General features: G+C 69.4%; 24 protein-coding genes and 1 pseudogene. 14 read left to right on the top strand and 11 right to left on the bottom strand.

Annotated features, from left to right (window positions below; genetic code table 11):
• Positions 1-21: 21 nt before the first annotated feature.
• The 9 genes from IEY33_RS10545 (at position 22) to IEY33_RS10585 (ending at position 10,536) form a co-directional block, all read left to right on the top strand.
• Entirely contained in the window at positions 22-1,722 is a 1,701-nt protein-coding gene (locus tag IEY33_RS10545) for a diguanylate cyclase (RefSeq protein ID WP_188963233.1), read from the top strand.
• A gap of 270 nt (positions 1,723-1,992) precedes the next feature.
• The gene (locus IEY33_RS10550; RefSeq protein ID WP_188963234.1) at positions 1,993-2,487 is read left to right on the top strand and encodes a hypothetical protein; all 495 of its coding nucleotides are present in this window, start codon (positions 1,993-1,995) and stop codon (positions 2,485-2,487) included.
• Between the two features lie 94 nt (positions 2,488-2,581).
• Positions 2,582-3,196, top strand: a complete 615-nt coding sequence (locus tag IEY33_RS10555; RefSeq protein ID WP_188963235.1) for a tetratricopeptide repeat protein — start codon at positions 2,582-2,584, stop codon at positions 3,194-3,196.
• Positions 3,193-4,530, top strand: a complete 1,338-nt coding sequence (locus IEY33_RS10560) for an O-antigen ligase family protein (protein ID WP_188963236.1) — start codon at positions 3,193-3,195, stop codon at positions 4,528-4,530. The genes IEY33_RS10555 and IEY33_RS10560 overlap by 4 nt, the downstream gene beginning before the upstream one ends.
• Before the next feature lie 107 nt (positions 4,531-4,637).
• Complete coding sequence (gene ilvD, locus IEY33_RS10565; protein ID WP_188963237.1) at positions 4,638-6,467, top strand: dihydroxy-acid dehydratase; 1,830 nt, start codon at positions 4,638-4,640, stop codon at positions 6,465-6,467.
• A gap of 52 nt (positions 6,468-6,519) precedes the next feature.
• On the top strand, positions 6,520-7,215 hold the full coding sequence (locus IEY33_RS10570) for an AzlC family ABC transporter permease (protein WP_188963238.1): 696 nt from the start codon (positions 6,520-6,522) through the stop codon (positions 7,213-7,215).
• Positions 7,212-7,532, top strand: a complete 321-nt coding sequence (locus IEY33_RS10575) for an AzlD domain-containing protein (protein ID WP_188963239.1) — start codon at positions 7,212-7,214, stop codon at positions 7,530-7,532. Before IEY33_RS10570 ends, IEY33_RS10575 begins: the two co-directional genes overlap by 4 nt.
• Before the next feature lie 196 nt (positions 7,533-7,728).
• On the top strand, positions 7,729-9,831 hold the full coding sequence (locus IEY33_RS10580; protein WP_188963240.1) for a putative bifunctional diguanylate cyclase/phosphodiesterase: 2,103 nt from the start codon (positions 7,729-7,731) through the stop codon (positions 9,829-9,831).
• Positions 9,832-9,975: 144 nt separating this feature from the next.
• Positions 9,976-10,536, top strand: a complete 561-nt coding sequence (locus tag IEY33_RS10585) for a dihydrofolate reductase family protein (RefSeq protein WP_188963241.1) — start codon at positions 9,976-9,978, stop codon at positions 10,534-10,536.
• 24 nt (positions 10,537-10,560) lie between these two features.
• On the opposite strand, the pseudogene IEY33_RS19560 reads toward IEY33_RS10585, so the two are convergent.
• Positions 10,561-11,013, bottom strand: a pseudogene (locus IEY33_RS19560) (substrate-binding domain-containing protein); the annotation flags it as partial.
• Positions 11,014-11,556: 543 nt separating this feature from the next.
• Positions 11,557-12,000: a winged helix-turn-helix transcriptional regulator gene (locus IEY33_RS10595; protein WP_229670933.1), complete on the bottom strand. Its 444-nt coding sequence runs from the start codon at positions 11,998-12,000 to the stop codon at positions 11,557-11,559.
• Between the two features lie 118 nt (positions 12,001-12,118).
• Here IEY33_RS10595 and IEY33_RS10600 point away from each other — a divergent pair, with 118 nt between their 5' ends.
• Together IEY33_RS10600 and IEY33_RS10605 are read left to right on the top strand one after the other, a co-directional pair.
• On the top strand, positions 12,119-12,928 hold the full coding sequence (locus tag IEY33_RS10600) for an SDR family NAD(P)-dependent oxidoreductase (RefSeq protein ID WP_229670934.1): 810 nt from the start codon (positions 12,119-12,121) through the stop codon (positions 12,926-12,928).
• Between the two features lie 61 nt (positions 12,929-12,989).
• Positions 12,990-14,036, top strand: coding sequence for an aldo/keto reductase (locus IEY33_RS10605; protein WP_188963243.1), 1,047 nt, complete (start codon positions 12,990-12,992; stop codon positions 14,034-14,036).
• Positions 14,037-14,310: 274 nt separating this feature from the next.
• On the opposite strand, the gene IEY33_RS10610 is transcribed toward IEY33_RS10605, so the two are convergent.
• The 8 genes from IEY33_RS10610 to IEY33_RS10645 all read right to left on the bottom strand — a co-directional run bounded on the left by IEY33_RS10610 (position 14,311) and on the right by IEY33_RS10645 (position 19,855).
• The gene (locus IEY33_RS10610; protein ID WP_188963244.1) at positions 14,311-15,183 is read right to left on the bottom strand and encodes a LysR family transcriptional regulator; all 873 of its coding nucleotides are present in this window, start codon (positions 15,181-15,183) and stop codon (positions 14,311-14,313) included.
• Between the two features lie 93 nt (positions 15,184-15,276).
• The gene (locus tag IEY33_RS10615) at positions 15,277-15,897 is read right to left on the bottom strand and encodes a class I SAM-dependent methyltransferase (protein WP_229670935.1); all 621 of its coding nucleotides are present in this window, start codon (positions 15,895-15,897) and stop codon (positions 15,277-15,279) included.
• A 31-nt stretch (positions 15,898-15,928) separates the two neighbouring features.
• Entirely contained in the window at positions 15,929-16,396 is a 468-nt protein-coding gene (locus tag IEY33_RS10620) for a DUF6691 family protein (protein WP_229670936.1), read from the bottom strand.
• Positions 16,397-16,427: 31 nt separating this feature from the next.
• Complete coding sequence (locus tag IEY33_RS10625) at positions 16,428-16,982, bottom strand: YeeE/YedE family protein (protein ID WP_188963245.1); 555 nt, start codon at positions 16,980-16,982, stop codon at positions 16,428-16,430.
• The gene (locus tag IEY33_RS10630) at positions 16,979-17,785 is read right to left on the bottom strand and encodes a sulfite exporter TauE/SafE family protein (protein ID WP_188963246.1); all 807 of its coding nucleotides are present in this window, start codon (positions 17,783-17,785) and stop codon (positions 16,979-16,981) included. Before IEY33_RS10630 ends, IEY33_RS10625 begins: the two co-directional genes overlap by 4 nt.
• Positions 17,786-17,800: 15 nt before the next feature.
• Positions 17,801-18,124 (bottom strand): rhodanese-like domain-containing protein, encoded by a 324-nt coding sequence (locus IEY33_RS10635; RefSeq protein ID WP_188963247.1) that lies wholly within the window; start codon positions 18,122-18,124, stop codon positions 17,801-17,803.
• Positions 18,121-18,468 carry a rhodanese-like domain-containing protein gene (locus IEY33_RS10640; RefSeq protein ID WP_188963248.1) on the bottom strand — a complete coding sequence of 116 codons (348 nt, stop codon included), beginning with the start codon at positions 18,466-18,468 and terminating at the stop codon, positions 18,121-18,123. The genes IEY33_RS10635 and IEY33_RS10640 overlap by 4 nt, the downstream gene beginning before the upstream one ends.
• A 1-nt stretch (position 18,469) precedes the next feature.
• Positions 18,470-19,855, bottom strand: coding sequence for an MBL fold metallo-hydrolase (locus IEY33_RS10645; protein WP_188963249.1), 1,386 nt, complete (start codon positions 19,853-19,855; stop codon positions 18,470-18,472).
• Between the two features lie 103 nt (positions 19,856-19,958).
• Between IEY33_RS10645 and IEY33_RS10650 the strand changes: the two genes are divergently transcribed.
• From IEY33_RS10650 to IEY33_RS10660, 3 genes are all read left to right on the top strand, one after another.
• Entirely contained in the window at positions 19,959-20,252 is a 294-nt protein-coding gene (locus IEY33_RS10650; protein ID WP_188963250.1) for a metal-sensitive transcriptional regulator, read from the top strand.
• A 193-nt stretch (positions 20,253-20,445) separates the two neighbouring features.
• Positions 20,446-21,951: a SulP family inorganic anion transporter gene (locus IEY33_RS10655; RefSeq protein ID WP_188963251.1), complete on the top strand. Its 1,506-nt coding sequence runs from the start codon at positions 20,446-20,448 to the stop codon at positions 21,949-21,951.
• Positions 21,952-22,177: 226 nt separating this feature from the next.
• Positions 22,178-22,456 carry a hypothetical protein gene (locus IEY33_RS10660; protein ID WP_188963252.1) on the top strand — a complete coding sequence of 93 codons (279 nt, stop codon included), beginning with the start codon at positions 22,178-22,180 and terminating at the stop codon, positions 22,454-22,456.
• 295 nt (positions 22,457-22,751) lie between these two features.
• Here IEY33_RS10660 and IEY33_RS10665 read toward each other — a convergent pair whose 3' ends face one another.
• A complete protein-coding gene (locus IEY33_RS10665) occupies positions 22,752-25,493 on the bottom strand; it encodes a GAF domain-containing protein (protein ID WP_188963253.1) in 2,742 nt (913 codons plus the stop codon).
• Between the last annotated feature and the right edge of the window lie 173 nt (positions 25,494-25,666).

Genomic DNA, 25,666 nt, shown 5'->3' on the forward strand with positions numbered 1-25,666 from the left:
CTTCCGGTACGCTGGGCGTCTATGCCTGCGCGTCAGTCGTTGGAGCGTCAGCTCCTGGTGGGGTTCCTGCTGCCGGTCCTCGCGATCGTCGCGGTGGCCGCCTTCAGCCTCCCGGCCTTTCAGGCTGCCCGGCAGAGTGCCCTGGAGGTGCGGCACACGCAGGACGTCATCAACGGGGTGCGGACCCTGCAGACCCTGGAACGGCAGTGGCTCATCACCCGCAGCGCCGCCGACCGGGAAGCCTTCACCCGCACCTGGCAGCGCACCTCAGCCCTGGTGCAGGACAACCCTCCGCAGCAGCGGCGCCTGCAGGTGTGGCGCGACCGGCTGTTCCGTCTGCCGCCGCAGGGCACCCTGGCACAGCAGCTGCAGGAGAATCTCGCGCTCGCGCAGTCGCTGGTGGACGTGGAGGACGGGCTGCTCGCGGGGCGGCAGGGCACGGCGCAGCAGCGGGTCACGGCGGCCCGCTGGGCGGTGCTGATCGGCCTGCCGCTCATCGCCGTGCTGGGCGCGGTGCTGGCCGTCCTGATGCTGCGGCGGGTGCGGCGACTGACCGTGCCGCTGCTGGAGGCCACCACGCGCGTGCAGGCGGGCGACCTCAGCGTCCGCATTCCCGTGCAGGGGGATGACGAGCTGAGCGTGATCGCCGCGCACTTCAACGACATGACGGCTTCGCTGGAACGCAACCTGCAGGAGCAGCGGTCCCTGCAGCGGACGCTGGAATCGCGTGTGGAGGCGATGGTGCAGGCCAGCACGGCCGAACTGCTGCACCTCGGGCAGCTGGGCGTGTTCATGCAGGCCTGCGAGGGGCCGCGCGAGGCGGCGGACGTCATCACGCGGGTCGCGCCGGCCCTGTTTCCCACGGGGGGGAGCGTGTCGCTGCTCGCGGCGTCCCGGAACGTGCTGGACCGCTTCGCCGCGTGGGGGTGCGGCGAGGCGGGCGGGACGTGGCTGCCGGAGGAGTGCTGGGCGTCGCGGCTCGGGGCGGCGCACGCGGCCGCGCCGGACCTGCACGTGCCGCGTTGCGCGCACGACCACACGGACCGGGCGTCGCTGTGCCTGCCGCTCAGCGCGCAGGGTGAGACGCTGGGTGTGGTGACGCTGCACTTCCCGGACACGGCGGCGCTGCGGGACGGTCAGGCGCTCGCGCAACGGTTCGCGGACCGGGTGTCGCTGGCGCTCGCGAACCTGCGGCTCAAGGAGACGCTGCAGCATCAGAGCGTCCGGGACCCGCTGACAGGCCTGTACAACCGGCGGTATTTCGAGGAGACGGGCGCGCGTGAACTGGCGCGGGCGCGGCGGCAGGGCTGGCCGCTGAGCGTGGTGATGCTGGACGTGGATCACTTCAAGACCTTCAACGACGTGCATGGGCACGCGGTGGGCGACATGGTACTGCGGCGGCTGGGACACGTGATGGGGCAGCAGTTCCGGGAGGAGGACGTGGCGTGCCGGTACGGCGGGGAGGAGTTCGTGATGCTGCTCCCGAACTGCGGCGCGGAAGCCGCGCAGGCGCGGGCCGAGGCGCTGCGGTCGGCGGTGCAGGAGATGGCGGTCATGGCGCCCGACAGCACCGGTCTGACGGTGACGGTGTCGGTGGGGGTGACGCAGGCCGGACCGAACGAGGTGGAGCTCGGGAGCGTCGTGGACCGTGCGGATCAGGCGCTGTACCGCGCCAAGCACCTCGGCCGCAACCGCGTCGTGCCGCTGCCTGCGCATTCCTGAACGCCTGCGGCCGTGTCCTTGGGTGCCCCCCCCCGCAGGACGCCGGGTCCTCCCGGACGGCGTCTGCTGGCAGGTGGGGGACGCGTTCCTGTGCGCGGGCCGGGTCCCGAACCTGCAGGCCGCGCCTGACATATTCTGGCGGCCGTGTGAATATTCATGTGGATGGCCGCCAGCGTGTCGTGAACGGCGGAAAATGTGCAGAAATCGCCCGCCTGGAGGGGGCAGGGTGTGCTATCATCCTTCTCAGTTTTGAGGTCCTGGAGGTCCATCATGCGTAACACTGCCCTCTCCCTGACCGCGCTCGCCGCGTTCACCGCCCCCACCATCGTCATGGCCCAGCCTGCCCAGGCCCCGCTGACCGGATCGCAGGTCATCATCACGCTCGCGAAGGCCAAGGGGGTCGTGCTGACCCCCGCGCAGATCGTCGCGATCCAGCGCAACCCGGCCGCCTTCGCGAAGTCCCCGGCCTTCACCCTCATGAGCAAGAAGCTTGGGCTGACGCCCACCCTCATGGCGGCCCTCGTCACGAACGCCAACGCGGCGGTGTCGCCTGTGCTGGCGGTGCAGGCTTTCGTGCAGTCCACGACCGGCAAGACCCTCACGGACGCGGCCGCGCAGGGCTTCATCGCGGCGCACCCGGAGCTCGGCACGCTCACCCCGCAGTCGTTCGCGGCGGCCGCGTCCGACCCGACCATCGTGGCGGCCGTGAACACCGTCGCGGCGGCGGCCCAGTCGCCCGTCACGGCACGCGGCGGCGGCAGCTGAGCGCAGGAGCGTTCGTCCGTCTCTCTCTCCAGCCTTCCTGACCTCTTCCACCGACCGTGCGTCTCGCGGTCGGTGTCTTCTTGGTGCCTGACCCGTGACCATCCCCGACGCTGCCGTGACCGCCTCTCCCGTTCCGTCTCCCCCGTCCGCTGCACTGCGCTGGACCGTACGCCTGCTCGCGCTGCTGCTGGCCGTGCCGCTGGTGTGGGTGTGCGTCTTCACCGTCCGTGACCGTCAGGCGCAGTCCCTCGCGCAGCTCGCAGACGTGCAGGCGAAGAGCCTCGACCTCGAACTGGCCGAGGCCACCCTTACGCGCGCCGCGCGAATGCTGCCGGGTGACGCGAAACTGCAGCTCGCCCTCGCGAAGGTGGACCGCAGCCTGTGGATCTTCCGCAACACTCCCGCGTGGCAGGCGCAGGCCGACGCGGCCTTCCGGCGGGCCGGAACCCTCAACCCGCACTGGCCGCTCCCGGCGTACGAGCACGCGAGGATGTACGCCGTGAAACTCCGTTACGCCGAAGCCCTGCCGCTCCTGCAGGACGCGCTCGACCGCGACCCGAACAACGCCGGGTTCTGGCTGGAACGCGCCCGGTACCTCGTCGCGCTGGGACGCCTGCCGGACGCGGCCAGCGCGTACGCCACCTGCCAGCGGCTCCTCCCGAACCCGGAGTGCGCGCGCGGCGTTCCCGCGACCGGCAGGCAGCCGTGAAGGTCCTGCACCGCCTCCTCGACGGGCTGGCGCTCACAGCGGCCCTCCTGACCATCGTGTGGGCGCCGCTCTACGAGGGCAGCACCTTCGGGACCGGCATGATGGGCCTCACGGTCCTCGGCTGCGTCACGGCGCTCCTGACGCTGGCGAGCCTGCTCGTGCGCGGCTCGCTCCCGGTCCGGAATCCCGTATGGCTGATCGGGGCCCTGCTCCTGCTCGGCTGGGTCTGGGCGAGCACCACCTGGGCCCCGTACCCGCTCGAAGCGCAGCGCTGGGCGGGCGTGTGGACGGCCGTGATCGGCACGGCCGTCAGCCTGCACCTGCTGTGCAGCACCCCCGCCCGGCGCGGCGTGGTCACCGTCACGATGCTGCTCACCGGCGCGGCCGCCGTCGTGATCGCCCTGCTGCAGCAGCGCGGCATCACCGTGCCCGGCGCGCAGACCATCTCCGGCGTGCCGGACAAGTACCTGACGGGACCGTACTTCCACCCCAGCCACTACAGCGGGTACCTGATTCCCGTCGCGGCCCTCGCGAGCAGCGCCGTCCTCTTCGTCCGCCCGCGCGGCTGGCTCACGCCGCTGTGGGTGCTGCCCCTGGCCGCACTGCAGGTGGGCGTGCAGTACACCAACCTGCAGACGGACGGCAGCAGCATTCCCGCCGTGATGCTCGCGGGTGCCCTGCCGCTGCTCGTGTGGATCTGGCGGAAACGCTGGTGGGCGGGCCTGACCCTCACCCTGGCCCTGGCCGGGGGTGTCCTGTACGGCGCGTACCTGTTCGTGACGCCTGCCGGACAGCAGACCTTCAACGACTACAAGGCCCGCATCGGGATCCGCAGCCAGAACTTCGAGAATTTTCTGGCGGTCCGCCGCGACATTCACAGCTTCGGGCACGCCATGTGGGACGCCCATCCTGTGCAGGGCGCAGGTGTCGGGCAGTTCGTGACGGAATTCCAGCAGTACCGCAAACCCGCCCGGCCGGCCGGTCAGAACGTCCAGCAGCTCTTCGTGAATTACGCGCACAGCGACTACTTCCAGATGCTGTCGGAACTCGGCACGGTCGGCCTGGGCCTGTACCTGCTGGTGCTGTCCGGCAGCGTGCTGGTGCGGGGGCCGGGGCTGGGGAACCTCGCGTGGTTCTCGGCGCTGCCGGTGCTGCTGTTCACCGGCCTGTACGACAGTCACCTGACGGCCATTCCCGGCACGATGCTGACGGCCTTCGCCCTGTCTGCCCTGCCGGGCCGGACACGGCCGCGTTCGCTGGCGCAGGTCCCCGCCGCTGCGCAGCGCGCCGCCCAGGGGGACGCGCTCCCCCCACGCATCGACCTGACGCTCTGACCTGGGGACGTCCGTGGCTTGCCGGACACCGCACAGATGGTCCTCATCCAGACGTCTACCCCGGCGTGGGCTGTCTGCGGCTCGTGTGGCGCACAATCGGAGGCATTATGCCGACGTACCGTTCGAGAACGACGACCGAAGGCCGCAACATGGCGGGCGCGCGCGCCCTGTGGCGGGCGACGGGCATGCAGGAGGGGGACTTCCAGAAGCCGATCATCGCGGTGGTGAACTCGTTCACGCAGTTCGTGCCGGGCCACGTGCACCTCAAGGACCTCGGGCAGCTGGTGGCGCGAGAGATCGAAGCGGCAGGCGGCGTGGCGAAGGAGTTCAACACCATCGCCGTGGACGACGGGATCGCGATGGGGCACGACGGGATGCTGTACTCCCTGCCGAGCCGTGAACTGATCGCCGACAGCGTGGAGTACATGGTGAACGCGCACTGCGCGGACGCGATGGTGTGCATCAGCAACTGCGACAAGATCACGCCCGGCATGCTGATGGCGGCGCTGCGCCTGAACATCCCGGTGGTGTTCGTGTCGGGCGGCCCGATGGAGGCCGGGAAGGTGCTGCTGAAGGACACCCTGCACTCGCTGGACCTGGTGGACGCGATGGTGATGGCCGCCGACGACGCCGTGAGCGACGAGGACCTCGGCGCGGTGGAGCGCGGCGCCTGTCCGACCTGCGGGTCGTGCTCGGGCATGTTCACGGCGAACAGCATGAACTGCCTGACCGAGGCGCTCGGCCTGTCGCTGCCGGGGAACGGGTCGGTGCTCGCCACGCACGCGGACCGGCAGGCGCTGTTCAGGCAGGCCGGGCGGGTGATCGTGGACCTCGCGAAACGGTACTACGAGGGCGACGAGGAGGCCGTCCTGCCGCGCCGTATCGCGACCTTCCAGGCCTTCGAGAACGCCATGACGCTCGACATCGCCATGGGCGGCAGCACGAACACGGTGCTGCACCTGCTGGCCGCCGCTCACGAGGCGGGCGTGGCCTTCACGATGGAGGACATCGACCGCCTGTCGCGCCGCGTGCCGGTGCTGTGCAAGGTCGCGCCCGCCAGGAGCGACGTGCACATGGAGGACGTGCACCGCGCGGGCGGCATCATGGCGATCCTCGGGCAGCTGGACGCGGCGGGTCTGCTGAACCGGGACGTGCACAGTGTCCACGCCGGGAGCCTGCAGGAGGCGCTGGAGCGCTGGGACGTGTCCCGCACGCAGGACGAGGCGACGCACACCTTCTACCGGGCCGCGCCGGGCGGCGTGCCCACGCAGCTCGCGTTCTCGCAGGCGCGGCGGTACACGGCGCTGGACCTCGACCGCGAGAAGGGGGTGATCCGCAGCGCAGAGCACGCCTTCTCGCAGGACGGCGGGCTCGCCGTGCTGTACGGCAACCTCGCCGAGGACGGCTGCATCGTCAAGACGGCCGGGGTGGACGACAGCATCCTGAAGTTCACGGGTACGGCCCGCGTCTTCGAGTCTCAGGACGCCGCCGTGGACGCCATCCTGGACGGGAGCGTCACGGCGGGCGAGGTCGTCCTGATCCGCTACGAGGGGCCGCGCGGCGGTCCCGGCATGCAGGAGATGCTGTACCCCACCAGTTACCTGAAGTCCAGGGGGCTCGGGAAGGCCTGCGCGCTCGTCACGGACGGCCGGTTCAGCGGCGGCTCGTCGGGCCTGTCGATCGGGCACGTGTCGCCGGAGGCGGCGGAGGGCGGGACGATCGGCCTCGTGCAGACCGGGGACACCATCGAGATCGACATTCCCGCGCGCCGCATCCATCTCGCGGTGACTGACGCCGAGCTCGCCGCGCGCCGGGAGCGGCAGGACGCGCTCGGCTGGCGACCGGCCGAGGCGCGGCCCCGCAAGGTGACGGCCGCCCTGCGTGCCTACGCCAGCATGACGACCAGCGCGGCGAAGGGAGCGGTACGCCACATCTGAGGCAGGTGCAGGTCCGCCGCGCGCGTCACGTGGGCCTGCCGCTGCGGGCGGTATGACCCTGCCCACCGCTGCGGGCGGGGCGTTCCGGCGCGGGATGCGCGCCTTCGTGCCGCTCATTCCGGGCGTGGTGCCGTTCAGCATGGTGGCGGGCATCGCGGCCGTGCAGGCCGGGTTCACGCCGCTGCAGTCCATCGCCTTCTCGCTGATCGGGTACGCGGGGTCGGCGCAGCTGATCGCCGCGCAGATGTTCACGGGGCACTCGCCGACCCCGCTGATCGTCCTGGCGACCCTGATCGTGAACCTGCGGTTCGCGATGTATTCCGCGTCGCTCCTGCCGATCTTCGGTGGGGTGCCGCTCGTGCGGCGCTGGCCGCTCGCGTACGCCCTGACGGACCAGTCGTACGCGCTCACGGTCGGCCGTCCCGGCACGGAGGGCGACCCGGTCCGGTATTACGCCGGGGCGTCCGCGCTGATGTGGGTGACGTGGCAGGCCGGGACGGCGGCAGGGGCGCTGCTGGGCGCCCGCATTCCGGCAAGCTGGCCGCTGGAGTTCGCGGTGCCGCTGTCGTTCATCGCGCTGCTCATGCCGGTCCTGCGTGCCCGGCCGCAGGTGACGGCGGCCCTGGTGTCGGCTGCGGCCGCGGTGGCCGCGCACGGCCTGCCGTTCCGGCTGAACCTGATCCTGGGTGCCGTGTGCGGCATCGCCGTGGGCGCCGCCGTGCAGCGCCGGGCCGGGAGGCGGGTGTGACGGTCTGGCTGCTGATCGTGGGGGTGGGGGTCGTGAGTCTGGCGCTGCGGGCGTCGTCGCTGGTGCTGCTGCGTGACCGCCGCCTGCCGGAAGGTCTGACGGCGCTGCTGGGCCTGGTCCCGGCGGCCGTGCTGGCGGCACTGATCGTGCCGGACCTGCTCTTCACGCCCGGCACGCAGACGTTCGCACCCCTCGGTCCGAGGCTGCTCGCGGGCGTGGTCGCGGCAGCCGTGGCGTGGCGCACCCGGAACGTGCTGTGGACGCTGGTCGCGGGCCTCGGTCTGCTGGTGATCCTGAACGCCCTCGGCTGGCACTGACGGCCCGGGGGGGTGACCTGTCCGGACCCGTGCGCCCGTCCGTGGTGCGGTGCTGGACTTGCCCCGAAGAACATTCATCTGGCCTTGCTGTGAGTGTGGCTGTGACGCCCGTGTCAGGCCCGCACACCTAGCCTGAAGCATGGTCACCGGCGAGGGAGAACAACAACGGAACGCCCGGCAGCGACCCGCGGGACCGTTGTCGCGGCACGACGTCGCCGAGGCGGCCTTCGACGTCTCTGCGGCCCTGATCGTGGTCCTTGACCGCGCTGGACGCATCATGCGGTTCAACGCGGCCTGCGAACGGCTGACCGGGCACCGCGAGGCGGACGTGACCGGGCAGCTGCTGTGGCCGCTGGTGCTCGACGAGGCTGAGGCGGCCCGCGCGGAAACCGTGTACGCCGGCATGGCGCCGGGTTCCCCGATCGGCACGTACCAGAACTACTGGATGACGCCGCAGGGGGAGCGGCGGTACATCGACTGGCAGACCACGCACCTGCTCGGCGGGGACGGCGAGATCGAACTGCTGGTCGCGACGGGCGTCGACGTGACGGGAGAACGCCTCGCCCGGCTGGCACTGCAGGAGAGCGAGGAGCGCTTCCGGGCGCTGTTCGACCACTCCGGGGACGGCGTGGTACTGATCGATCCACACGACAGCAGCATGCCGTGGCGCATCGTGGAGTGCAATGTGGCTTTCGCGGACATGAACGGCTTTCGGCGCAGCGACCTCGTCGGGCAGTCCATCGACGTGCTGCACGAGGACGACCTGATGGCCCGCGAGGGACCCGCGCTGCTGGAATGGATCCGCACCCAGGGCCACACGGCCAAAGGGGAAGGCACGCACCGGCGCAGGGACGGCAGGGTCTTCCCGATAGAGAGCACCTCGCGGCTCCTCGTGCTGGGCGGCCGTGAACTCGTGCTCGGCATCGACCGGGACATCACGGAACGCAAGAGAACGGAAACGCAGTTGCTCGCCCTCAACGAGCGCCTCGCGCACGACGCGCGGCACGACGCGTTGACGGGCCTGCCGAACCGGGTGCTGCTCACGGACCGCCTCCGGCAGGAACTGGCACGGGCGCAGCGGCACAGGACACAGCTCGCGGTGATGTTCGTCGATCTGGACGACTTCAAACGCGTGAACGACACGCTCGGACATGCGGCGGGAGATGAGCTGCTGCGGCAGGTGGCGGCGCGCGTGCAGAGTACGTTGCGGCCCAGCGACACGGTGGCGCGCGTGGGCGGGGACGAGTTCGTGCTGGTGGTGCCGGACCTGGGGAGCGCGCACCATGCCGCGCGCGTCGCGCTCCGGGTGCAGGAGGCCGTGACCGCGCCGTTGCGCGTGGCAGGCCTGGACGTGACGGTCGGGTGCAGTGTCGGCATCAGTGTCGCACCGCAGGACGGCACGGGAGTCGAAGACCTGCTGCGGCAGGCAGACCTCGCCATGTACGAGGCGAAGGGGGCCGGCAAGAACGCGTTCCGGTTCTTCGCGGCGGCGATGGACTCGGCGGCGCAGGAGCGTCTGCAGCTCGAATTGCGGCTGCGGGCCGCCATCGAAGCTGAAACCCTGACGCTGCAGTACCAGCCGCAGGTCGACGTGTGCAGCGGGCAGGTGGTTGGCCTGGAAGCCCTGGCCCGCTGGGTGGACGCCGAGCGGGGCAGCGTGCCGCCGGACGAGTTCATTCCGCTGGCCGAGGACACAGGGCTGATCGTGCCGCTCGGCGCGTGGGTGCTGGATGAAGCGTGCCGTCAGGCGGCCTTGTGGCGACTCACGGTGCCGGTGGCCGTCAACGTCTCGCCGGTGCAGCTGAACCGTGAGGATTTCCCGGACGTGGTGGCGACCACGCTCGCACTGCACAGCCTGCCGCCGCAGTTGCTGAAACTCGAACTGACGGAACGGCTCACGATCCGCGATCCGGTACTGGCCGCCCGTCAGCTCGGCCGCCTGCGTGAACTGGGCGTGCGGCTGTCGCTGGACGACTTCGGGGCGGGCCAGTCGTCGTTCGCGTCGCTGATGCGGCTCCCGCTGCACGAACTGAAGCTTGACCGGTCGATGCTCGCGAACGTCACGGACGACCCCGCCTCCTGGCAGGTGATCGAGGCCCTGATGGCCCTGGCGCGCAGCCTGCAGCTGCCGATCGTGGTCGAGGGCGTGGAGACCCCGGCGCAGCTGAGTGCCCTGCGGTCCCTGGGGTGCCACATCGCGCAGGGGTACCTGACGGGCCGCCCACAGTCACCGGACGTGGTGGCCCGTCTCATGACGCTGGAGGGACTGGAGGTGAACAGCGATACAGGGCGTCCCTGACCGCACGTCTCACGGGCATGGCATACTCTCGGCACCGGCGGAGGCGCGGGCAGGCGTCCCGACAGGCGGATCTCCGTGAGGGGATCGAGGTTCAGAACGGGGATGGGGGACGGACACCACCGTACTGCCTCGGGAGAAGCGAAGATGCGCAGAGTGATCGTGACGGAATTCCTGACCCTGGACGGCGTGATGGAGGACTCCACCGCGTGGCAGCAGGGATATGACGGGCCGGACATCGGGCCGTTCAAGCGAGAGGAACTCTTCAGCTGTGGCGCGCTGCTGCTGGGGCGCGTGACGTACGACGGCTTCGCCCGTTACTGGCCCTCGGCGACCGGCACGGGGACGTTCGGGGAGCGGATGAACGCCCTCCCGAAGTACGTCGCGACCACCACCCTGACGGCCCTGGAATGGAATGCCACACCGCTGACGGGCGACGTAGCGGGGGCCGTCCAGGCCCTGAAACGGGAGGACGGCGGCGACCTGCTCACGTACGGAAGCGCCACCCTCGCTCAGACGCTCCTGCGGCACGGCCTGGTCGACGAACTGCGCCTGCTGGTGTACCCGCTGGCCCTCGGGAGCGGAAAACGGCTCTTCGCGGATGGGGACCGGGTGCCGCTGCGTCTCCTCTCCTCGCGGGAGATGGGCGGGGGCGTGATGCTGCTCACGTACGGGCCGGACGGTGCGCGCGGACCGGCGAATACCTGATCCGAATCGCACGGCGCCGAGGACCTCGCGGACCGAGGCGGACAACGTCGCGAGCGGCGCCGACACCACCTGGTCCCCGGGCGTGATGGTGTTGGCTTCAAGTCCGGCGCTGCCGACGAACCCGGCACCGAGTTCGGACCTGACCATGCCGACGGGCAGGACGGCCACGCCCAGCCCGTCCTGCAGAGCGGCCCTGGGGGTCAGGAAACTGCCGAGTTCCAGTTCGCGCTGTGGGGTGGTACCGCTCACCTGCAGGAGCCGGGCGACGCGGCGACGCACTGAGGATTCCGGTATCAGCCACAGCAGCGTCTCGTCCTGCAGCACGTTCAGGGTCACGTCGCTCTGCCCGACGAGACGGTGATCGTGCGGGACGATCAGCTGAATCAGTCTGGGAGTGTAGTCGGAGTGCAGGCTGACCTTCAGGGGACCTGCTGATACGGTGTTGATCCGATTCCAGGGATGCCGGGAACGGCACATTCCTTCCTGGGCAGATCAGCGCCCATGACTGGGACAGCTCCGCAGGAGAGGACGCCTGCCCGCTTCTTGGGCAGAACGGACGCCCTACAGGACGCCTGCCCGCTTCCATCTCCTCCGAACCGTACTTGTTGGCGCCCTTGTCGCTCGGCTGTACTCCAGGAGTTCAGCTCAAAACCGTACGAAAAATGGGCGGCCAGAGGCAGGGCCCGCGCAGCGAGCATCCAGGACCCACCGAGCCGCACGTGTTTCTTCAGCTGGTGACGCTTTTCCACGGCCAGGTCATTCACGCGCCTCATGGTGCGGGAAATTGCCTGGGCGGGCGGGAGGAGTTCGGGCCCGTCGGCATTCAGGACGATGCCGTGCGAGTCTCTTCCTCTGCCTTGCTGACGCTGCAGAGCTCCACCACCGCGCTGAAGGTGATGAGGTACGCCGGGTTGACGCGCATCCACTGAGCGTAGTGGATGCATGGGGGTAGTGGATGCATGGGGAGGGAACCGCTCTTCACGGGGCTGCATGAGTGCGGCGGTGGTGGGGGTCAGCGTTTCACGGCTGGTCCAGGGTGAGGTGGACGCGCCGCACCTGTTCCATTTCCTGTGACCAGGTCGCTGCAGCGGCGAATGGCGGCGGTCCGTCTGCCTGCCGGTAGGGTTCGCCGACCGGGCGGTACTGGTGGCTCCATTCGCTGATCGCCATCAGGACGGGCAGCAGGGCGACGCCTTTCTCGGTCAGGCTGTAGATGACTTTCTGCTGGTGTCCGGGGTCTGCGGCCTTCGTGATGATGCCTTCGGCCAGCAGGAGTTTGAGTCGGTCGGCCAGGATGTTGGTGGAGATGTGTTCGTCGGAGGCGAGCATCTCGCGGTAGTGGCGTTTGCCGCTGAACATGAGGTCGCGGATGATCAGGAGTGTCCAGCGGTCCCCGAAGATGTCGAGTCCGAGACTGACGGGGCAGCCGGATCTGGGGTGGTCCTGTGTGTGGGGTTCGTTCACCGTTGCCTTCACTGCTTGCATTGTTGCACCGGTCAGGATAAGGTTCAACTGGTTGTAAAACGCAACTGCTTTAAGAGGCGCAAGACCACGGCGTCCGCGCCTGCCCCGGAGGGTCCCCATGTCCAACCTGCAGACCAACGCCGAACTCCTCGACACCCTCCCCACCGACAGCCGTCTGACCGGGATCAACGCCATCGTCACCGGCTCCAGCAGCGGCATCGGCGAGGCCATCGCCCGGGTGCTCGCCGCATCCGGCGCCCACGTGGTCGTCAGCGGCCGCGACGCCCGCCGCTCCCGACAGGTGGTGGACGCCATCACCCGGACGGGCGGTCTGGCCGTGGCCGTGGCGGCCGACCTGACCGGCACCACCGGCGACCTCCGGGCCTTCGCACGTCAGGCCACCGCTGCCCTCGGCGGCCGGGTGGACCTCCTCGTCAACAACGCGGGCGTCTACCCCGTGACCGCCACCGAAGCACTCGGCGACCCTGACCTGGACGCGATCCTGAACGTCAACATCCGCGCGCCGCACGTGCTCGTGGCCGAGATCGCGCCGGGGATGGCCGAACGGGGCCAGGGGCACATCGTGAACATCGGCTCCTGGATGGGCCGCGTCGGAACGTCCAGCGGCGCGATGTACACCGCGTCGAAAGCCGCCATCGAGCAGCTGACCCGCAACTGGGCCGCCGAGTACGGCCCGCGCGGCGTGCGCGTCAACACCGTGGCCCCCGGGGCGACCCTCACGCCGGGCAACGCGGCCTTCGGTGCCGCCCTGGACGCCATGACGGCCGGGACGGTTTCCGGTCGTCCCGTCCGCCCGGTGGACATCGCCTACGCCGTGCGGTTCCTGGTCTCGCCGGAGGCCGCCTTCGTCCACGGCAGCATCCTCGACGTCGACGGCGGCATGAACAGCGCCAGGCTCCGGTTCTGAACCGCTCTCCCCGGACCCCGGCGTTCACGTCCCCGAGGCCCTCAGCGCAGCTGGAGACACGGTGAAGCTCACCGATCACCGCACGCTGGGCCGCTCCGGCCTGATCGTCAGCCCGCTGGCCCTCGGCACCATGACCTTCGGCGCGGCAGGATGGGGCGCCACCGACGAGGTCTCCAGACAGATCCTCGGCGCCTACCTGGACGCGGGCGGCAACGTCATCGACACCGCCGACGTGTACTCGGGCGGCCGCAGCGAGGAACTCGTCGGTCAGTTCATCGCCGAGCATGGTGTGCGCGACCGGGTGGTGCTGTCCACCAAGTTCGGCTTCAGCGCCCAGCGTGGCAATCCCCATGCGGGCGGCAACGGACGCAAACACATCCACGCGGCCCTGGAGGGCTCCCTGAAGCGCCTCCAGACGGAGTACGTCGACCTCTACTGGCTGCACGTCTACGACATGGTCACGCCCGTCGAGGAGGTCCTGCAGACCCTGGGAGACCTGGTCCGTTCCGGACGGATCCGCTACTTCGGCCTGTCCGACATGCCCGCATGGTACGCCACCAAGATGGCCGCACTGGCCCAGGCCGACCGGGTGCCCGGCCCCGTCGCCGTGCAGCTGGAGTACTCGCTGGTGGCCCGTCAGCTGGAAGCCGAGCACCGCCCCAGCGCCCGGGACGGCGGCCAGGGCCTGATGCCGTGGAGTCCGCTGGCAGGCGGCTTCCTGACCGGGAAATACAGCCGGGACGATCTCACCCGCCCGCAGGGCCGGCTGAGCGGCAGCAACCCCTTCCAGGGACCGTTCACCAAGTTCACCGAACGCAACTGGCAGATCCTGGACACCCTGCGCACGGTCGCGGTGGAGGTCGGGCACTCCCCCGCCCGGGTGGCCCTGGCCTGGACGCTGGCGCAGCCGGGCGTCTCCTCCACCCTCGTCGGCGCGCGGACCCTGCCGCAGCTGCAGGACAGCCTCGCGGCCCTGGACGTCCACCTGACCCCCTCACAGCTTGAGACGCTGGACCGGGTCAGCTCGCCGGGACCGGACTTCTTCTCGGCGGGATTACGGCAGGCGGTGTTCGGGGGCGTGTCCGTCGAGGGCTGGACCGACGCCTGAACACGGCCGAACGCGCCTGATCGTTCACGCCGGGGCGGTGCGTCAGACCGAATTGAGCTGAACGCGGAGCCGCCGCCCGGCCGCAGGCACCAACACGTCCGGCCTGGAGGAGATGGAAGCGGGCAGGCGTCCTGTAGGGCGTCCGTTCTGCCCAAGAAGCGGGCAAGCGTCCTCTCCTGCGCAGCTGTGCCAGTCAGGGGCCCTGATCTGCCCAGGGAGGGATGCCGGTGCACTTTCGGGCATCCCTGTCATCGGATCAAACCCATGATCCGGATCACACGGCGCCGAGCACTTCACGGACCGGACCGGACAGCATGGAGAGCGGCGCGGACACCACGTGGTACCCGAGTGTGATGTCGTTGGCTTCAAGTCCGACGCTGCTGACGAGTCCGGTCGCGAGTTCCGGGCGAACCATGCTGCCGGGCAGGATGGCGACGCCCACGCCGTCCATGAGTGCGGCCCTGAGGGCCAGAAAACTGCCGAGTTCCAGTTCGTGCCGTGGAGTGATGCCGCTCACCTGCAGGAGGCGGGCAGCGCGGCGGCGCACCGAGGATTCGGGCATGGGCCACAGCAGCGTTTCGCCCTGCAGGGTGCTCAGAGGCACGTAGCCCTGTCCGGCCAGCCGGTGATCGTGCGGGACGATCAGGCGCAGGTCCTCGCTGGAGAAGCGCCGTGCCTCCAGTCCGTCCGGCAGGGCGTGCGAGGCGTCCACGGCCAGGGTCGCGTCGAGTTCGCCTTCCGCGACCTGCTGGATCAGCCTGGGCGTGTGGTCGGAATGCAGGCTGACTTTGAGGGTGTCGTCCGAGTACCGCGCGGCGAGATGCACGGCCCTTGCGGCGAGCGTCCAGGAGACGCCGAGCCGCACGTGTTTCTTCAGGTGGTGGCGGTTCTGGTGAGCCAGGTCACTGACGCGGCGCATGCTGCGGGCGACTGCCTGAGCGTGCGGGAGGAGGTCGAGTCCGTCGGCGGTGATCACGACGCCGCGCGAATGCCGGGTGTAGAGTGGCGCGCCGACAGCGTCGGCCAGTGCGCGCAGCTGTCCGGACACGGCCGGCTGGCTGAGGTTCAGGAATTCTGCAGCCTTGCTGACACTGCCGAGTTCCGCCACGGCACTGAAGGTGATCAGGGATTCCGGATTGACGCGCACCTGCCGAGCATACCAGAGTCTGGTCAGGCAATATCGTCTGCGATTATATCTGATACCTGAACTTCAGATTTCGCCACAGTTCGGGTGCAGCGTTCAGAGCAGGCGGTTCAGCACGACGAAGGTGAAGGTCTGCACCTGACCGCCGGGCGTCAGGTGCTGTTCGTGCCGGGCCGCCGTCAGGTGGAAGGTGGGAGCGAAGATCCCCCCCAGCTGTTCGGGACCGTACTGCCGCGCTTCGAGTCCGCTGCAGCGTTTCGGGCCGTCTGGGGCGAACGTGCCGAGCACCAGTGTGCCGCCTGGCCGGACGGCACGGCTGGCCTGGTGCACGTAGCGGGCACGGTCGGCCTCGTCAGTCAGGAAATGGAACACGGCACGGTCATGCCAGAGCGCGTAGTGGCTCTGTGGCAGGTCGGCGTTCAGGAGGTCGGCACTCAGGTACCGTACCTGCGGCGCGCTTCCCAGGCGGGAGCGTGTCACGGCGAGCGCCTGCTCGGAGAGGTCCAGCAGGGTCAGGTCGCGTGCCCCGCGCCGGAGCAGGGCGTCGGCCAGTGCCGAGGCTCCTGCGCCCACGTCGATGATGGCGTCGTCCGGGTTCAGCTGCGCGCCAGCGATCAACTCCAGACTCAGGTGCGGCTCGGCCTGATACCAGCTGAGGGTGTCGGCGGACTTGGTCAGATAGACGGTGTTCCAGTGGTCGTGCAGGTCGGTGTTCAAGGTTCCTCCAGCGCCGGGGGCGGCAGGGCGGTCAGTGCGGCAGGCGGTCGCGGAGCACGCCGTACAGCCAGGTGCCGAGCAGAGCGAAGAACAACACGATCAGCATGGCCCACACGCCGCTGCCGAGCAGGGTGAAGACCGGGCCGGGACAGACGCCTGCCAGCCCCCAGCCGAGCCCGAAGATCAGGCCGCCGAGCACGTACCGGGGCAGGCCGGGATCCTTGGACTGGATTTGAATGGTCTGGCCCGTCAGCGAACGGGTCTGGAAGCGCCTGAGCAGCCAGGTGGTGGGCAGGCCGGTCAGGACGGCCGAGCCGATCAGGCCGTACATGTGGAAGGATTGGAAGCGGAACATCTCCTGAATGCGGTACCAGCTGGCCGCCTCGCTCTTCACGAGGACCACGCCGAAGAAGGTGCCGGCCAGCAGATAGGCGAGGAGAGAGAGAGCGGCGGGAAGGGAACGGGTCCGTCGTACGGAAGTGGTCGGGCTGTACGTCAAGGTGAGGGTCCTCTGGAAGTGGGTCGCCGGGCTACTTCAGCAGCAGCGGCAGGACGAAGTTGGCGCTCAGGATGCCGCCCGCGAAGAAACTGACGGTGGCCACCAGACTCGGGAACTGCCGCATGCTGAGCCCGGTGATGGCGTGCCCGCTGGTGCAGCCGCCCCCGTAGCGCGTACCGAAGCCCACCAGCAGACCGGAGAGCGACAGGATCAGCCACACGACCGGGCGGTGCAGGTCGAGCAGTTCTGGCGGGAGCAGTCCGGGCCGCAGGGAGACTCCGAGGTCATGCAGGGACTGAACGGCCCGGCTGCTGAGGTGGGTCGCGTGGGGGTTGGCGAACACCAGTCCGGCCAGCAGGCCGCCCAGCACCAGTCCAGCGGCGAACATCAGGTTCCAGCGTTCCTTGCGCCAGTCGTAGCGGAAGAAGGCGGGTTTGGCGGCGTCGGGCAGCAGGATGGCGCAGGCGTGCCGGAGGTTGGCGCTGATGCCGAAGGTCTTGTTGCCGAGCAGCAGCAGCGGCACCATCAGCCCGATCAGCGGGCCGCCGACATACCAGGGCCAGGGAGAGGTCAGAAGGTCGGTCATGGGCGGTTCACCAGTGTGGAGGTCTGCACCGCTGCAGCACGCTGAACACTTCCATGCAGGGCGTGCGGCAGGCTGGTGAGGAGGATGTAGCCGCCGAGCAGCACCAGGAAGCCCGCGAATGAGCGGCGCAGCAGCAGGGGTGAGCATCGGCTGGAGAGCTGAGCGCCCGCGAGGCTGCCCAGGATGCCGATCCCGGCGATCAGGCCGATGACCGGCCAGTGCAGTGGCGTGGCCTGTCCGGTCACGTGCATGGCGAAGCCCAGCGCGGAGTTCATGGCGATGATCACGAGGCTGGTACCGACTGCGCGGGCCATGCTCAGTCCAAGCAGCAGCACCAGAGCGGGCAGGATCAGGAAGCCGCCTCCCACGCCGACCACGCCGGTCAGCACGCCGACGCCCAGTCCGGCCAGCGTCACCTGCCACCACGCGCGGGGCCGGGAGCCAAGGTGTTCCGGCATGGGTCTGAACATCCGCACGGCGGCGATCAGCATGACCACGGCGAAGATCAGCAGCTGTACGGCGGCGGGCATCCGGTGGCTGAGCAGGGTCCCGAGTGAGGTGCCGAGCAGGCCGGGAATGCCGAACAGCAGGACGGCTCGGGCGTCGATACAGCGTTTCCTGAGGTGGGGTGCGGCACCGACCAGGGCGATCAGGCCCACGACGGCGAGGCTCTCGACGATGGCGAGCTTGCCGGACTCACCGACGAGGTACACCAGGACAGGCACAGTCAGGATGGAGCCGCCCGAGCCGAGCAGCCCGAGCGACAGTCCGATCAGCAGGGCGCCCAGGATCGTGAGGGTCACGCCAGACCGCCGGGTTCAGTGCCGGTCATCAGCGTCCGAGAACTCGACCGGGCGGTTCTCCCTCAGCCAGCCCAGGGTGCCGCCGAGCAGGTTGGCGACCTCGGGGTGTCCGGCCCGTGTGAGCAGGCCGGCGGCGCGGGCGCTGCGGCCACCGCTGGCGCAGACGACGATCAGCGGTGAGGCGCTGATTTCCGTGGTCAGCGTCAGGCTGGCGAGCGGCAGATTGACTGCTCCGGGCAGGTGTCCAGCGGCGTACTCCGCCGGTTCACGCACGTCGATGACGAGCGCGCCGCGCCCCTGCCACCGGCCCACTTCGTTCGCGAAGATGTCCTGCATCATCCCTTCCTGACGGGAAGACCGGCGTTCTTCCATGCGGTGATGCCGCCCGACAGGCTGCGGGCGTCGAAGCCCTCTGCGCGCAGCTGCCGCGCCGCAATGCCGGAGCGGTGTCCACTGGCGCACTGGCAGACGATCACGCGGTCCTTCGGAAGCTGCTTGAGCTGCCCGGCGAGCTGTTCGAGCGGGACGTGCCTGCTGCCGGGGATCAGGGTGGCCTGCCTCTCCCCTTTCGAACGCACGTCGAGCAGCAGAGCGCCGCCACTGGTCAGTTCATGTGCCTCGGTGGGCGAGACGTTGACGCCGTCAGCACCCCCTCCCAGCAGTCCCCTGAGCCATCTGAGCATCTCAGGCGTCCACGGTCTGGGCGCGGGCCCAGGCTTCATAGCCGCCTGCGAGTTCGGTGACGTTGCCGAAGCCCTCGGCGCGGAGCAGGCTCACGGCGGCCGCACTCCTCGCCCCGCCCTGGCAGTGCACCACGAGGGGTCGGTCACGGGGCAGGTCGGCCAGGTGCGTCATCAGGCGGCCCGCGTGAAGCTGGTGCGCGTTCGGCAGGTGCCCGGCCGCGTACTCGCTCTTCGCCCGCACGTCGAGGACGCAGGCGTGCGCGAGGTCCGGGATCTCCGTGAACGGCACGGCCTCCTGCGCTTCCAGAGCCAGTCCCTCGAAGGAGCCGGCGAAGCCCTGCACGCGGTCCACGCCGACCATCCACAGGCGTCGGCGGAGCGATTCAGCTTGCTCGGCGTCCCGTGCGAACAGGACGTAGTCGTTCTGCGGATCGAGCAGCCAGCCAGCCCAGGTTTCGAAGGTCTTCCCGGCGGGCAGGTGAATGGAGCCGGGCACTGCGCCCTGCCGGTAGTCGTCGCGGGGACGGGTGTCGAGGAGTCTCACGCCGCCTTCCAGGGCCTGCTGCACCTGAAGGGTGGAGAGTTGGTCCAGGGCCCTGACGGCGCCCAGCAGGGCCGGTCCCGCCTTGTTCTGGGTCTTCATCCGACCGAAGTACGCGGGCGCGTCCGGCTGACCCGAGAGAAGTTCGTCAACGAAGGCCGCCTCGTCGTTCGCCTGCACGAGTGGCGCCCACCAGCTCAGCGCCCGCTCGTACCCGACGGTGGTGCTCTCGACCGCGCCGAGCGCCTTGCCGCAGGCGCTGCCGGAGCCGTGTCCGGGCCAGACCTGCACGAAGTCCGGCAGGGTCAGGAACTGGTCCCTCAGTGAGGCGAACATCTGTCTCGCGCCCTCGAAGCGGGTGTCGATGCCGCCCGCCGCCTCGTCGAGCAGGTCGGGGCGGCCCAGGTCGCCCACGAACACGAAGTCACCGGTGAGCAGGATGCCGGGTTCGGTGCCGCGGGCGCCGTCGGTGATCAGGAAGGACAGGTGCTCGGGCGTGTGACCGGGGGTGTGCAGCACGTTGAGCGTGATGTTGCCGAGCGTGATGACCGAGCCGTGGTGCAGGCTCTCGTGCGGGAAGGCGTAGCTCCAGTCGGGGCCGCCCTCGTCGCTGAGCAGCAGGGCCGCGCCGGTCTGGGCGGCCAGTTCACGGCCGCCGGACAGGTAATCGGCGTGGATGTGCGTCTCGGTGACGTGCGTGATCTTGAGGCCCTCCTGCCGCGCCAGGGTCAGGTACTGCTCGGTGTCGCGGGTGGGGTCGATGACGATGGCGGTGCCGTTCTTCTGGCAGCCGACGATGTAGCTCGCCTGGGCCAGATCGGTGTCATAGATGCGTTTGAAGTACATGGGTCTCCTGAGGGTGCCGGTGGGGTGCCGGTGCCCGTTGACTCGACCCTAGCCCCCGGCGCAAGATGAAGTCAAATACCCCAGGGGGGTATAAGGAGACGTGATGAGTGACCTCAGCCAGACCGATATCCAGCCCGGGACGTCCACCCCCGAGGCAGCCGAGAAACAGAAGATCCTCAACCGTCTGCGCCGCCTCGAAGGACAGGTCCGGGGCCTGCACCGGATGGTGGACGAGAACCGCGACTGCCAGGAGATCCTGACGCTGCTGGCCGGCATCCGCAGTGCCCTGGATTCCACCGGCGACGCCGTGCTCATGCAGTACCTCGAACGCTGCCAGCAGCAGGGACAGCCGCTCTCCGCCGCCGACCTGATCCGCGTGACCCGGCTCCTGCGCTGACCCGAATACGCATTCGACTTGCCCCGTGCGGCAGAGTGCGGCATACTCGGTGGGCCGCAGGTGCGGCGTCCCACGAGAGACGCCCCTGATGATCACCCCATCCCGACAAGGCGACCGATCCAGGTCGCGGACTGCCCTGCCAGCACCCCCGTGCCGCTGCAGGTGGTGATCCCGGCACCCCCAAGAGGTGCACATGACCGTCTCCCCCACCCCCCGACCCGACACCTTCCGGCAGTACCGCCGCGAGTGGCTGCTCAATCCCAGGAAAGACGTGCTTTCCGGCATCGTGGTGGCCCTGGCCCTGATCCCGGAAGCGATTGCCTTCTCCCTCATCGCGGGCGTTTCCCCGCAGGTGGGCCTGTACGCGTCCTTCATCATCGCCCTGGTGACGGCCTTCGTCGGCGGGCGCCCCGGCATGATCAGTGCCGCGACCGGCGCGATGGCCCTGTTGATGATCACCCTCGTCAAGGATCACGGGCTGGAGTACCTGTTCGCGGCGACCGTCCTGACCGGCGTCATGCAGGTGCTGATCGGCTGGGCGAAGCTCGCCCGCGCCCTGAAGTTTGTGCCGCGCAGCGTCATGACGGGTTTCGTGAACGCGCTCGCCATCCTGATCTTCCTGGCGCAACTCCCGCAGTTCGTGGGGGCCAACTGGCAGATGTACCTGATGGTGGCGGCGGGGCTGGCGATCATCGTGCTGCTGCCGCGCATCTTCCGGGCCGTCCCGAGCGCCCTGGTCGCCATCGTCGCGCTCACAGGGGCGGCCGTCGTCACGCATGCGGACGTGAAGACGGTCGGGGACATGGGCGCGCTGCCCACCGCCCTGCCGGTCTTTCACATCCCGCAGGTGCCGCTGGACCTGCACACGCTCGCCGTCATCCTGCCGGTGTCGCTCACGCTGGCCGTGGTGGGCCTGATCGAGAGCCTCCTCACCGCGCAGCTGATCGACGACCGGACCGACACCGGCAGCGACAAGAACGCCGAGTCGCGCGGGCAGGGCGTCGCCAACATCGTGACGGGCGTGTTCGGCGGCATGGCCGGCTGCGCGATGATCGGGCAGAGCATGATCAACGTCAACAACGGCGGGCGCGGCCGCCTCTCCACCTTCGTGGCAGGCGCCTTCCTGCTGGTGCTGATCCTGCTGCTGCAGCCGCTGCTGGTCCGGATCCCCATGGCGGCCCTGGTCGCCGTGATGATCGTGGTCAGCGTCAGCACCTTCGACTGGCGCAGCCTCGCGCAGCTGCGCACGCACCCGAAGAGCGAGACGCTCGTGATGCTCTCGACGGTCGCCGTGACCGTCGCCACGAAGGACCTCGCCCTCGGCGTGCTCGTCGGCGTGGTGCTGAGCGCCCTTCTCTTCGCCCGCAAGGTCTCCGCGACGTCCGCCGTGACGCCCGAGGACCGCGCCGACGGCACCCGCGTGTACCGCGTGCGCGGCCCGCTGTTCTTCGTGAGCGTTCAGGCTTTCCTGCAGCAGTTCGGTCCGGCCGACCCGGGCCGGCCGGTGGAGATCGACCTGACGCACGCCCACCTCTGGGACGCTTCGGCCGTGGACGCCGTCGACCGGGTGATGCTGAAGTACAGGCGGCAGGGGGTGCCCGTCGCGCTGGTCGGGCTGAACGACGCGTCCGCAGCCCTGCTGGCGCGGCTGGCCGTGCACGACAAACCCGGCGCACCCGCAGCGGAGTCGGCCCACTGAACGCCCGAAGACCTGCTGTCCCGTGCCCGAACGCAGCGCACCGGCCAGGCGTGTCCGGCTGGCCCGGTCTGCCCCGACCAACCCGGTGCCGCGGCACAGGTCACGCCCCGCCCTTCCACCCCGAAGGGCGGGGCTGGGAGCGTTCTAAAGAATCGCTGATCGGCCCGTGAAGTCCGGTTGGTGCTGTGCTCGTACGACCGGGAAGGTCCCTCGGTACGCTGGTCCTATGACGGCCTGGCTCTCCACCTTCGACCCGGAACTTCAGGTGCGGATCGACGCACTTCAGGAGCGTGGGTGCCAGTTCGTGTGGCGCGTCCCGGAAGGCCTCACGTCCAGTGCCGAACCGCTGGACTCGGGCATGGCGTGGCTGGAGATCTGGCTGCACGGACGGCTGCTGGATTTCGCGGGTCCACTGCCGCAGCCCCTGGATCTTGAGGGGTTGACGACCATTCAGGAAGTGATCGAGAAACAGGCGACCCAGCAGCAGGTGCTGCGCCGGTACTGATCCGATTTCCAGGGAGGCGGGCACGCCTTTCCAGGCTTGTCCGCGACAACTGGGAGGATCAGCGACATCCCTCGTTGAGCAGCGTGGGAAGTGTGGCGTGGCCAGACGAGTCCGTTTACGACGATACGCCCTGCCGGACGCCTGTCCACGTCCATCTTCTCAACACCTCGTACTGTTTTGAGCTGCACTTTTGGAGGTCAGCCGAGCGAAGCGAGTATCAACAAGTACGGTTTTGATCCGATTTCAGGGATGCATGGAAAAGCACCGACATCCCTTCCACCTCCTCAAAACCGTATCAGTGACCCGGGGGTTTCGGGAGAGTGAAGCCGAAGGTCGCGCCGGTGCTGCCCGTGCTTTCGGCGAAGACGCGGCCACCGTGTTTCTGGACGATACGCCGGACGGTGGCGAGGCCTACGCCGGTCCCGCCGAAGTCCTTCTCATTGTGGAGACGCTGGAACACCCCGAACAGCCGACTGGCATAGGCGGACGGAAATCCCACGCCGTTGTCCTGCACCGAGACGGTCCATTCGGCAGCGTTCTCCTCCGTCCAGACGCGAACCTGCGCGACAGGCCGTTCGCCCGAGTACTTGACGGCATTGCTGATCAGGTTGGTCATCACCTGCTGCAACAGGTCAGGGCTGCCCCAGACGCGCGGCAGCGGCCCGAGCCTCCACTGCACGGCACGCTCGGCGAACTCCAGATTCACGTCCCGCTGGGCCTGCACGACGAGCTGTCCGAGATCCACCCAGCCGGGCCGCAGTTGTTCCTGACCGACCCTGGAGAGCATCAGCATGCCGTCGATCAGGGCCGTCATGCGCAGGGCACTCTGCTTGACGATGTCCATGTGCCGGGCCGCCTGGGGGTTAGGGGTCTGCAGCAGCGCCTTCTGCGCGAGTTCCGTGAAGCCGAAGATGTGCCGGACCGGGGTCCGCAGATCGTGGGAAGCGGAGTATGTGAAGGCTTCGAGTTCTTCGTTCGCGGAGGCGAGATCGGCGGTGCGGGCATCGAGGGCGTCGCGTTGCGCCCGGAGCTGCCGGGCTGTCTCGGCACGCTCCAGCGCGAGAGCCAGGCCGCGCGCCACCGCCCGCAGGATCGTCTGTTCCCGTGTCGTCCAGCCCCTCGCGGCCGGAATTCCGGCCGCGAGGATGCTGCGTGACTGACCACCGACCACCAGGGGCAGGAGGGCCGCCATGCCGTAGGCCGTCGCGCTCGACAGGTGATTGGCGGCGGCATCCCAGCCGTTCTCGAAGACGGCTGTCCCGGACTGGAGCGCCTCGGCGAAGATCGGCGCGTCGCTGGGGACCCCGCGGGTCATCTCGGCGACAGTACGTGGATCGACGTCGTCCGACCACGCGCGGACCTTCCAGAGATCGTCGTCCAGTTCGTAGTAGGCGATGCTGACGTCGTCGAGGGCGGTGTTCACGGTCCTCACGGCCTGCTGGGCGAGGCGGACCACGTCGGTTTCGCTGCCGACCGCCTCGGTGAACGCCGCGAAGGCGTCCAGGCCGGCCCGTTCGCCTTCCAGTGCCTGTGTCTGCACGGACCGGGCGAGCGCAAGACCCAGGCTGCCGACCACTGTTTCCAGCGTGACCCGGTCCGTGGACGTCCACTGTCGCTGGTCGAACAGCGCGGCGATGAACACCCCGACCGTCTGCCCGTCGCGGATCACCGGCAGTGACGCGGCCGCCCCGACGTGCCGGACCATCTCGGGCGGGGTGTCGCTGCCCTGGGCGTACACGTCCTGGTAGTACGCCTGACCGGTCGTCCAGGGCCGGTCGACGCTGGGCGTCTCGCCGACGCGCGGTCCGGCGTCGATGAACGCCTGCAGGTCAGGGTGACCGACGTCGCCCACCTGCACCCGGCTGCGCCAGCGGTCACCGTCGCGCTCGTAGTACAGCGCGTACCCGGGCGTGAGCAGCGACACGGCCACCTCCTGCGCCCGGCGCACCAGGGCGTACGGGTCGACCTGCACGCTCAGGTCGGTGGTCAGCTGCGCGAACGCCTCGAGCGCGCGGGTGCGGGCCTCCAGTTCGGCGTTGCGGGCCAGCAGCTGCTCGGCCTGCTGTCCGCGTTCCAGTGCCAGTTCCAGGCTGCGGACGGTGGTGGTGAGGACCGCGCGGTCCACCGTTGACCAGCGCCGAGTCTCGAACAGCGGCACGTTGAAGAGCCCGATCACCTTCCCGTCCAGCAGCACGGGGAGGACCACGGCGGCCTTCAGGTGAGGTCCGACGTCTGCGTCGGTGTCGGTGGCCTGGTCGTACCGGTCGATGAAGTGCGGCTGGCGCGTCTGTGCGGGAAGGTCGAGGGTGGGCGTCCCGCCGACCGGGAAGCCGTCGTTGATGGCGGCCTGCAGCGTCTCGCCGCGCGCTTCGCCCACCTGTGACCGGACGCGCCAGCGGCCGTCCTCCGCCTCGAAGTACGCGGCGTACCCGTCCGGCAGCAGGGACAGCACCACCTCCTGCGCGCGGCGGATCAATGCGTACCGGTCACCCAGGACGTTCAGGTCCGCCTTCAGACGCGCGAAGGCCTCCAGTGCCTGGGCGCGGCTGTCCGCCTCGCGCCGCTGCTCCAGCAGCTGGGCCGTCTGGTGCGCCCGGTCGATGGCGAGTCCCAGGCTGCGCGCGACCGCCAGGAAGTGCTCGCGGTCCTGGACCGTCAGGACCCGGCCCCGGCGGCTGCCGGTGGTGAGCATGCCGTACGGCTCGCCGTTCAGGAAGTACGGGTAGAGGGCCCCGGCCCCGATGTCTTCAGAGCCGGGCACTTCCTGCGCCTGCACGTCCCAGCGGTCGATGAAGACCGGGCCGTGCACCTCGGCCGCGCGGGCGAAGGCGGGCGTGTCCAGCGGCAGCCCTTCAGTCACAACGGCAGCGAGGTCCGGCGGAACGTGTGCCCCGACGGCGATGGCGTTCCAGAGGTTTCCGTCCCGGCTGTAGTACGTGGAGGTCAGGCCCGGCAGGAAGAGATCCAGGACCTTGACGGCCCGCACGGCGAGGAGGGAGAGGTCCGTCTCGGTGCCGACCGCCTCGTTGAGCGTCATGAAAGCAGCGAAGGCGTCCTGGGAGATCTGGAGCGGTCCGGTCATCGGGCGCTGGACCTGGAAGCCATCGGGTTCGACATTTGCCAAGAATACTCCCGGGAACCGCAGGGGAACGCGTGCGGCCGCCCAGCGTTCGTCGTGTTCCGGACCATGACCTGCCGCCGGGATCCGCC

The organism is Deinococcus aquiradiocola (assembly GCF_014646915.1).
GTDB classification, from domain to species: domain Bacteria; phylum Deinococcota; class Deinococci; order Deinococcales; family Deinococcaceae; genus Deinococcus; species Deinococcus aquiradiocola.